The sequence below is a fragment of the Deltaproteobacteria bacterium GWA2_45_12 genome (assembly GCA_001797365.1).
GTDB lineage: Bacteria > UBA10199 > UBA10199 > UBA10199 > UBA10199 > UBA10199.
Genome location: MGPH01000001.1, coordinates 1 through 10084 on the forward strand (window position 1 = coordinate 1; position 10084 = coordinate 10084).

At 44.4% G+C, this 10084-nt stretch carries 5 protein-coding genes; 2 read left to right on the plus strand and 3 right to left on the minus strand.

The features are described 5' to 3' along the window. Window positions 1-123: 123 nt before the first annotated feature. The 3 genes from A2048_10715 to A2048_10725 form a co-directional block, all read right to left on the minus strand. On the minus strand, window positions 124-1095 hold the full coding sequence (locus tag A2048_10715; GenBank protein OGP11176.1) for a bifunctional phosphoglucose/phosphomannose isomerase: 972 nt from the start codon (window positions 1093-1095) through the stop codon (window positions 124-126). Window positions 1096-1219: 124 nt separating this feature from the next. Continuing rightward, a complete protein-coding gene (locus A2048_10720) occupies window positions 1220-1606 on the minus strand; it encodes a hypothetical protein (GenBank protein OGP11177.1) in 387 nt (128 codons plus the stop codon). Window positions 1607-1609: 3 nt separating this feature from the next. Beyond that, window positions 1610-1849 (minus strand): hypothetical protein, encoded by a 240-nt coding sequence (locus A2048_10725; GenBank protein ID OGP11178.1) that lies wholly within the window; start codon window positions 1847-1849, stop codon window positions 1610-1612. Between the two features lie 264 nt (window positions 1850-2113). On the opposite strand from A2048_10725, the gene A2048_10730 reads away from it, so the two are divergent. Together A2048_10730 and A2048_10735 are read left to right on the plus strand one after the other, a co-directional pair. Beyond that, a complete protein-coding gene (locus A2048_10730) occupies window positions 2114-4411 on the plus strand; it encodes a hypothetical protein (protein OGP11179.1) in 2298 nt (765 codons plus the stop codon). Window positions 4412-4417: 6 nt separating this feature from the next. Next, the gene (locus A2048_10735; GenBank protein OGP11180.1) at window positions 4418-10057 is read left to right on the plus strand and encodes a hypothetical protein; all 5640 of its coding nucleotides are present in this window, start codon (window positions 4418-4420) and stop codon (window positions 10055-10057) included. Window positions 10058-10084: the final 27 nt, after the last annotated feature.

The following is a 10084-nucleotide window of genomic DNA, read 5'->3' on the forward strand; positions in this document are numbered from 1 at the left end:
AATCGTTTTTTTAAAAAAGTAGGAATTTGCTATTAAAAATAAACCTTTAAACGAATCCGGTTTAAGTTAACCGGACACTAGTGACTTTTTACCCAAAAATAAGAGGGGACTGGGGGAAGTTATTCAACGCTCCAATTTCTTTTTAAAACTCTCCACCATTTCAACCGGTGCAGGATCAACACCATATTCTAAAGCAAGATAATACGAGGCATAATCGCCCAAGGCATTGGCTTCAAATAAAACCTCCAAAATACTTTGACCTTTTAACTCCAAATTCAAAAAAGGAATTTCTTCGCCAAGCAGCTCTTCTACAATATCCATGCGTTTGAGATTTCTTGAGTGAGCAAGCCCGGTTCTTAAGTGGACAATGGCTGGTTGCATCAGTAATTTTGTATACCCCACCATTTCGTTGTGATTAAGCTCAGGATATACATTCCAGAAACTTTGTACTTTCGCATTTTCATTTATTTTTATTTTCCAGATGCGACACATGGAAGCAATGAGGCTTGGTCCATAAATAATGGGAACCCTGCCTTTGAGAAATACCGCAATTTTTTTACCCTCTTCTTCATATTGTTTTTGATCTTTTTTGAGAGTGCGAGCCAAGCTTAACAAATTATCTTTTTCACTTTTGATGAGGCCCAAGGCGTGAAGAATGTCAAGTGTGCTCGTAAAAAAATTGCCAACGGCACATCTTGGCTGAATACATTCTGGAATTTGAACAAAAGGAACTTCTTTTTCTTGAGCCAAAGATTTTAATTTTCCACCATAAGCCATCACAATAAGATTGGCATGATGAGCTATCGCATCATGAAACGCTTCAATGGTTTCCTCGGTATTCCCTGAATAAGAAGAACAAATGACCCAATCCCGACTATTCACATAATCAGGCAACTGATAATCACGAACGATACGAAGGGGATTTTCGTGGTTTAAATAATCATTGACCATGTCTGCAGGGAGTGATGACCCCCCCATTCCCGCAAAAAAAACATACCGTGGTTTTTGAAGGCCCAGCTTGGACAAATCAGTGCCTTCCAAAATTTTGAGACTGGCTTCAAATTGTTTGGGAAATCCCCGAATAGCTGAAAGCATGTTACTCCCATTTTCTTAAATAAATGATTTGTAAATTTGTAACAACAACGCCCGGCCAATTCAACTGATTAAATTGACCTGATGTAACCAGTGACCGGTTACGACCTGATTAAATTGACCCAAATTACCAAATAACCTTCACATGGGAATATTCGGCAATTTTTTTATCAGGAGTGAGGATGGAAAGTTTGTTTGCAATAGCTGTGGCTATAATGAACCTGTCGGCGGGGTCTTTGTGAATTTCTTTCAAAAAAACGGATTGGCTGGCCACTTCAATAGAAATTGGAATTTCTCCCAAACCATGCAGCCGCAAACAGTTTTGCATCCACAAATTGGGAGAAATGGGTAATTGAAGCTGGCCTTTTTTAACCAACAGAGCCACTTCAAACCCGGATATCCCCGACACAAAAAGGGATGCCCTGTTTTTTTGAATGGCTTCTTTGGCCCTGGCAGAAAGTTTATCCTGATCAAGAACCAGCCATAATAATGTGCATGTGTCTAAAAGAAGCATGTCTTACCGAAATTCTTCAGGCCAATTTTCTTCCGAAACAGGCTGAAGAGGATCCCCCAAAATCTGCGCCCCTTTTTGAAGTTCGAAATGTTGCTGTAAAGGATCAACAGCAGCACGAATTGGCACCAGCTCGGCCACAGGGACCCCATGCCGACAAATCTGGACACGATTTTTCCCTTTTTCCACCTTGGCCAACAATTCTGAAAGCCGGGTTTTGGCTTCATGGGTGTTTACACTAATCATAAAACTTTTAGCTCCTTCAATTTTAAGTTAGTTCGATATTAGCTAAGCTACTCATCCAAATCAATCTAAACTTACACAAATGTCACAAATCCCCCACAAATCCCTTTGACGCCCTACAGCAAAACACGTTAAAAACGTTTAAACTTTCAGTATCAAGCACTTAAATTAAAATAAAAAATGATATCAGCCAGTTAAGATGCACCTTTCGAGTAAAAAGGTAGCAACTTCGATCCATTCGTTGACGATAATACTAAGCAAGTATGGGTGGAAAACAAAATTATGGCCAATGGCGTTGAACAATTTAGCATTACTTTACCTACAGCAGACACCCATCACTTAACCCAGGATGAACAAGCTTGGAGTGCATGGGAAGTCCCCACAGGGGAGCAGAAAGATTCCCTTAAAACATTAGGTATTGATGAAACTTGGCTTGACCAAGCGACGATGGCTAGGCTTCATCCCGATGGCGACTTAGAGCTTCGTATCCCCGCTTTAAAAGATAAACCGGCCCAAACCAAACGATTTGAACTAACCCCCAAACTCAAAGAGCAGAATAAAGAATGCGAAGGTTCTCCCTCTATTACCCGCTCTTCAAATGGAGACGCCTACATGGTTTGCACGGCCCCTGCAAAAAAAACGGGGCATGTCTCGGTTTCATTCCGACGTTTTACTGATCATCCCAGTAATTTCGTGCCTCTGAATAAACCACAAAACAATCCTTGGGAAAAATTGGTCCGATATGCGCTCCCATCCCCTGCCCCTAAAACAGATGCTAAAGGAAAAGTTTCCCTCTCCATTGACCCTTTCATCCAAGCCCAAAATCAATTTAAAAGATTTGTCCATACTTATGTCTCAACAGGAACGCGCCTTAATGATGACAAGGGAAATATCACATTTGAAAAAGATGAGGACGGCATTGGAGCCAGTCAATGGTTACAGCTTGCGGTAGCCAGAGATGATGTCTTTGCCCTAGCCTTGGATACTGCCGCACGGTTTCAAGGTTTTGAAGATGAAAAACTAAAAAAATTACTGGAACTCGATCCAAGCTTACAAACCAAATTAACCACCTTTGAACAAGAACGTCCTTCCCGTCTTGGCGAACGCATGAAGGATGTTGAAGAAACCATTACCAAAGCCCTTGAATTAAAAGACACGTCAGAAATAGAAAAACAAATCAAAACACAACAGACCAAGCTGAATGAAACACAAAAAATACTCGCGGCCCTTTCTGCCGCAAATGACCAACTAGCGGATGAATTATCTGCCATCAATGAACTCGATCCTAAAGAAAACAAACAAAAAATAAAACAACATGAACAAAAAATGAGGGAAATCGCCCGGTCCGCTCTTAAAAATATACCCGATCTAGCTACAGTGATTGACGATAAGGCAACGAACAATTGGACGGTAGACGAATGGGTAAACTCCGTTACATCCCACAAAGGTCTTCAGGAAAAAGAATCGAGTGGAATTAAAACCCGCATTGAAAACCTCACCCTTTTAAGCAGTCTTAAAAAACAACAGGCGGAACTGGCCATTTTGGCCAAACAATGGGCTCAAGAAAAAGAACCACACAAAAATAAAAGTTTAAATGATAAGCTTGCAAAATTGGAAAAAACCATCGAAGCCCGGCAAGTAACTCTTCGAGACATTCAAGGAATCAATGTCCCCCATCCCGAACTTTTTGATGTGGATGTTCAAAGAGACAATATTATTAAGGCCGCTTTCGAAAACAAAAGAAATGAAATGCAAAGCTTTACTCAGGACTATCACTTGAAAACAGTCAACGACATTAAAACTAAACTAGCCGCTTTGATTGATTCTTCCCATCCTGAAGAAACCAATTTGGTCGTTGACGCACTCACCTTTGTTATTTTGGCTACGGCGCACAATATCCGTGAATTTTTCAAGGACACTCCTTTACAACAAGTATTGTTCTTAAAAGATTATGAAGAAAAAAAGAAACAGGTTTTGGCTACTTTGGTTGATGAAAAAGGTAATTTGCATGGGACCTATTTGGAGAAAATCGACTTTACACAAGTAGCGGATACAGAGCTTTCCCCCATGACTCTTACTTCCCATCCCACCGTTGAAGCTGCTGAAGGGAATACAGCGTTTGTAGATTCTTGGACTCTCTTACAGGGGCCTCGCGAAGATTCTATAAGTGGCGAAAAAATCTTGGCCTTAAGCTGCACGGGCGCCGCAGGTTTAAGCCTGGGGGCCCGGGCTCTTTGGGCCAGAAATGATGACCTCAAGCCAGGGCTTGTCGAAGGAATTTCGGCGGGTATAGGATTAGCCGGCGTTTTGATCACCGAGCTTCTAGTCGACAACAAACATGTGCAAGGCATTTTAGGTGTTGGCACCTGTACCTATGCTGGATTTAATGTTGGGGCTGCATTGGTGCCAAAACCTAAAGTAATCAGGCCTGCAGCGGGTGTGCATGGTTCGGGTGGAAATATTCCTGCTGCCCCCAAACCGGGAGAAAAACCCAAACCCCACGAGCAACAAGATGGCGGAACACGGGGTAATGCCAGTGGGGATGATGGCGATCTACCGGAGTAACAAAAAATGAAACCAACACAAAACTACAAAATGCTTAGCAAAACACTCACTTTTATCTTCCTTATTTGTGCCTCGGGAAACCTTCATGCCCAGACAACGGCCCCGAAAAAATCCGGCTTTCAAACACAAAACACAACTATCCGCCCTTCTTCCCAGGGGCCATCCATTCAGAAACAAGAAAAACCTAAAGCAACAAAACAATCTCAAGAAAATACAGCATCACGTGCTTCCCTTATTCAACGCCTCATCGATCTTTCAAAAAAGAAATGGTGGGAAGATCCTGTTTTTGATTTTGGCTTAAAACCCTTTATCCCCCAAATTTCAATTCCCTTAACACCACCCGAGTCCGATGTCAGTGATGGTAGTTACATCCCCCATTTCCCTACATGTGAAGAGTTCAACCTTTTTGGCGATTGCAATAGGCAGCCCATTCCCACCCCGGATCCGCGCATCCTGTATTTTCGAAGCATTCCAAACGGCCCCATGCCCCGTTTTGCCACGGCCACAAATACAGGGCGTCATCAGATTTTTTCAGCCATTGAAACAGAAAATCCAGAATCGGAAGGCAATAAGCAAATTTTGGGAAAACTTTACAATGCAGAAGGAGAAGTGGTCACCGAAACCATCTTAAGCCAACCGGGGGCCATGGATGCAGACCGCCAAGGTCTTCAGGAATTGTTTTTTAATTCTCCCGTAGATGAGCTTCCTCAATGCCATGACTTTGAAGACCCCACCACCGTTTTTGATTCCACCAACAATACTTATGTCATTGCCTGGACGGCCAAATGTACCACAACCGTTTACCGCCCCACCAACAACATGGGGATATGGAATGAGCGAAGCTATACATTCACCTTTGATCAGCTTTTTAACGGATGTGATGCCAACTATGAAAATTGCCGGTTAAACCAAAGAAATATTCGCGATGAAGAATTCAATTTTACTGTTGTGCAAAGTATCCGCGTACGCGCCGATAATCTAAAACCGTGGGCCGAAGATGAAATTCTTAAAGGACATCGTCTGGTGGGACGTATTTATCCAAGTTATCTACCAACAGATGAACAAGTTATTAACCCCTTTACCATTTACCGCTGGAATTCAAACTGGAATCCCCATCTGGCCATAGACCCTCAAGGGAAGATCCTACTTACCTATCAGTCCAACGTAAAAGGACGCACCTGTTTTCAGGGTGAATTTAACGAAAGAAACATGGGGCATTGGGAGTTTGACCGGTTTGAAACTGTTTCAACTGTTGAGGGGCAGACCATTTTTGGAAATAAAATCAGTGATACGGCAAAAACCATTTTCCGCGATGAAATCCTGGTGGATGACCAGGTCGATGCGGGCGGGGTTGATACGGAACTTGCGTGTAATGATCTTTATGCCGCAGGCCATCAAGTCGTTGGAGAAGATGAAGCACGCGCACCTCTTAAAAATGCCTATAATCCCGTTTCGGTGGCCGTAGCTCATGATGAATTTCGCGTGTTCTATGTTCTTGAAGAAACCAGCCTGACCCATCTTGAAACCAGCGACATTGGAGCCAACCAGAAAATCAGCGGCTCGGCGGTTCACATGCGTGACATGACCTTAAGCCGCCTGTTTGACAACAACGGCAATCGCTTTGCCGACGGCCCCCATCGCATGGACCCCACACATTCCACCTTGGTCACAGATATTCCCAGCGATGTTCTAATGGGCGTTATAGAAAATAGGGATGATTTCGATGGCCTTGTCAGCATTGAAGGGAACCATTCGCAATTGGATGTGGCCTTTGATAATTCCCAAAACCTCATTGCCCTTGTTTTTGATGACTTGGATGGAAGTTATTTGCATCTACTTGATGCCCAAACAGCCTTGATTCGCCAGGAAGAAAACCCTGAAAATATTTTGGTCGAAAATGTGGAAGAAGGATATGAGCCCAAGCTAGCCCTCCAAACCAGGGCCGTTTCTCCGAATGGCCGCGCAACCAAAATAGCTGTCAGCTTTAATTATAAAGATGGAGAAACCCATCGTTCCGGGCAGAATTTTGTCTATGTAAGAAACTCAAATGGCAATAGAGAAACATCCTTTGAAAATGATATTTCAGACCCTTATGATTTGAACTCGTTTTTTAATACCCCTGGGCTGAATGCGGGATTGAGCATTCCCTCCTTTTTGGGTTCGGTAAACCGCCACGATACTTTTGCCACTCTTTTTGCAGGAACACCGGCCCCTGATTTGGGCGATATTTCTTCCCTTTACTTCACCAAAGTTCCCCAATGTGATGAAAACACCTATACCCCCGAGGCAGACGGCAATTGCGGTGTTGGGGCTTGTGCCACAACGGCCATGACCAGCTGTGAAGAGGGTAGAATAATTCATCATGAATGTACCCCCCTTCCTGCTACTCCAGAAATGTGTGACGACATCGATAACGATTGCGATGGATCTGTAGATGAAGATATTCTTGGCAACTGTATGCCTTTAGATGCTGATGGGGATGGCATTCCGGATACGACTGACAACTGCCCCATGGTCCCCAACCAAGATCAGGCAGATGCCAATAGGAATGGTATTGGAGATATCTGCGAAGGAAGTGATCGCGATGGCGATGGAATAACCGACCTTTTAGATAATTGCCCCGATATCAGCAATGCTGATCAGGCTGCTCATGATATTGACGGACAGGGCGATGCCTGTGACAACGATGATGATGGGGATGGCATCCTCGATGAGAGCGATCTATGCCCCATTGTAGCGGCTCCAGGAACCTGCGATGCCGATAGAGATGGGGACGGCGTTGCCAATAATGATGATAATTGCCCGGATATTTCAAACGAAGCCCAACTAGATACCGATGGGGACGGCGATGGAGATACCTGCGACAATTGTATTTTGATCTCAAATCCTGATCAGAATCCCCAAGCCTGCGTGGATACCGACAATGATGGCATCACCGACCTGACCGATAACTGTGCCCGGGTCGGAAACGCGGATCAAGCCAATGACGATGGGGATGATTTCGGCAATGCCTGCGACAACTGCCCCAACGCTGCCAATAACGGTCAGTTCAATGTGGACGGGGATATTCGTGGTGATGCTTGTGACAATTGTATTGATAATCCAAACGATGACCAACGCGATACCGATATTGATGGTCGAGGGGATGTTTGTGACCCCGTAGAATGCAATCCTGCCGATTTCGTGCCCCAACCCTGTTTTGCCGGTGTGGGCGACTGCCGCCATGAAGGCATGCAGGTTTGCGATGCCCAAGGTCACGTCACTTGCCCGGTTGAAGCGGGAAACCCCTCACCTGAAGTATGTGATGGGCAGGACAATAATTGCAATGGCCGTACAGATGAAGATATTGCCCCCGTCTTGGATGAAAACCAAAATGGCCTTTGCCAAAATAACCGTAGGGTTTGCTCCAATGGAAACCTCGAAGAAGCAGAAGGATATTATGATCCTCGTGAAGAAGTATGCGATGGAGCCGACAATAATTGCGATGGGAGTGTTGATGAAAATATCGCCCCTGAATCAATGAACCTTCCTGGAATCTGTTCAGGTAATAACCAAATTTGCCTCAATGGGCGGATGCAACCTGATTTGAGAAACAACGTAGAATCACGTAATGAAACCTGTAATCATCTTGATGATGATTGTGATGGTAACAGTGATGATTTTCCTGAAATAGGCTTGGAGTGTAGTTTAGAACTTGGAGTCTGCATGGCCGCCGGCCATTTCGCCTGCAATTATGAAAGCGGTCAGGTAGAATGTGATGCTCAACCTGGCGAACCCCAAATTGAAAGCTGCAACGGCATTGATGATGATTGTGATGGGGCTACCGACAACGTAACCGGACTTAACGAAGTTTGCACCGTGGAAACCGGACTCTGTCAACGAAACGGAAGAAATGTCTGCAATGTGGCCAATCAACAACTTGCATGCAATGTCCAGCCTGGCATGCCTGTCCAAGAAGTTTGTAATAATGGACTAGATGAGGATTGCAATGGTCTCCCCGATGATGGTTGCCCGGGAATTCCAGCGGTCGTTTTCACCTCTGATAACCCTCTTATTCCCCAAAACTACGAACAAAACATGATTCATTGGGCAACAGCGGATGCCACATCAGTCAATATCACCCTACAAGCAGGACAAGCACAGTGGTTTAACGCGGGAGGTGTGCCGCAGAACTTCCCTTATAATGCCCAAATCCCCATGGGATCATTGCGCATCAGGGTTAATGGGCCCCAGAGCCTTCGTTTCCAGCTTATCGCCACAGGCCCTGGAGGAAATTCAGATCCCTTAACACTTGATATTCAGATCAACGATATTCCCTCTGTGACTCCCGTAGTCGTCAAACCCATTGAAGGAGAAACCTATGCCCCTACCCGCTTGTTTGTTTCGTGGCAGGCAGCTGAAAACAACCTAGATGCTGATATGGGAATTGCCCTAGACCGCAATGGCATTGGGGCTTACGCCATTTGCTACAATGTTTACAAAACAAACGAAAATGGAGATGTCCTCACCCCTGCAAACAAAGCCAATGATTTGGTTAACATCAATGGACACACCAATTGCATTGACCCTACTCGCCAGCTTGTACCAGCCGAGCAAGGACTTCCTGCCGACTGGCAAATTATTTCACCGATTCCATCGGCTGACTGTCAGCAAAATGGGGATAATCCCGGCTTCCCCTGTTTCCTTCAAAACGGACGAAAATATTATTATACCGTTCTTGAACTTGATCCACTCTTAAACAACCCCGATAATCCTGATACCGGCGCTTATTTAAGATATGAAATTCAGATTATTGCCCACGATGATCATGCGGATATCATCGGAATAAAAAACTCCAGCATCCGCGAAGTGCTCACCGATGATTCAACAGGAGGATGGTGGAAAATGAATGATATGAACAACGGTAATCTCTTAGCAGACTCTAGCCGAAACGCTAATAACGCCACTATTAATGGAGGAGCTAATTGCCCCCCTAATTGCTCACAAGGAGTATCTTCCAACCCCAATGACCGGTCTTTTATTCTTGATGGAGTTGACGATTACGCGTTCATCGATTCGCCTGATTTCCTGACAGATAACGAGGGTACAATGAGTGCATGGATCAAAACCAATGCAGAAGATCCTCTTGGTACCGGCTATTATATTATGGGTGGCTTTTACATAGATGAAGCCGGCGGCAATCCTCCCGATTGGAATATTTTATTCTTAAGAGATCAGGCAAACAATGTGGGGATATACAACTATAACCCGTCTGCACCGCCACCGTCCCGTGTCATTGGTGTCACCCAAGGCTTGAATTTAAATGATGGAGAATGGCATTTTATCACCTATACCCAATCAACAGGAGCCAATGGGGAACAAAGAGTTTATGTGGATGGTAATCTGGTGGATCTCAATTACTGTGATCCTCCTGGTTGCGGAACTCCCAATGATAATTGGTGGTTTAACTCCGCTTTTCACGGAAATCCACTCAACAAATTTCTTATCGGTATCAGAAAAAATGTTGTGTATGAGGGTGGGTTTTCGGGCAATATTGATGAGGCCCAAGTTCACAACCGGCCTTTATCAGATCCAGAAATTGTCAATGAGTTTTGCACATTAAAAGCACTAAGTGTTGATGCTTTACCAAATCTCTGTTTACCCTGATATGCGATTTTTTTAGTGGGGCCCCAC

What these genes read in the sequence shown, in the direction of transcription:
- A2048_10715 (OGP11176.1), bottom strand. Translation starts at nt 1,095, where the DNA reads ATGCTTTCAGCTATTCGGGGATTTCCCAAACAATTTGAAGCCAGTCTC.
- A2048_10720 (OGP11177.1), bottom strand. Translation starts at nt 1,606, where the DNA reads ATGCTTCTTTTAGACACATGCACATTATTATGGCTGGTTCTTGATCAG.
- A2048_10725 (OGP11178.1), bottom strand. Translation starts at nt 1,849, where the DNA reads ATGATTAGTGTAAACACCCATGAAGCCAAAACCCGGCTTTCAGAATTG.
- A2048_10735 (OGP11180.1), top strand. Translation starts at nt 4,418, where the DNA reads ATGAAACCAACACAAAACTACAAAATGCTTAGCAAAACACTCACTTTT.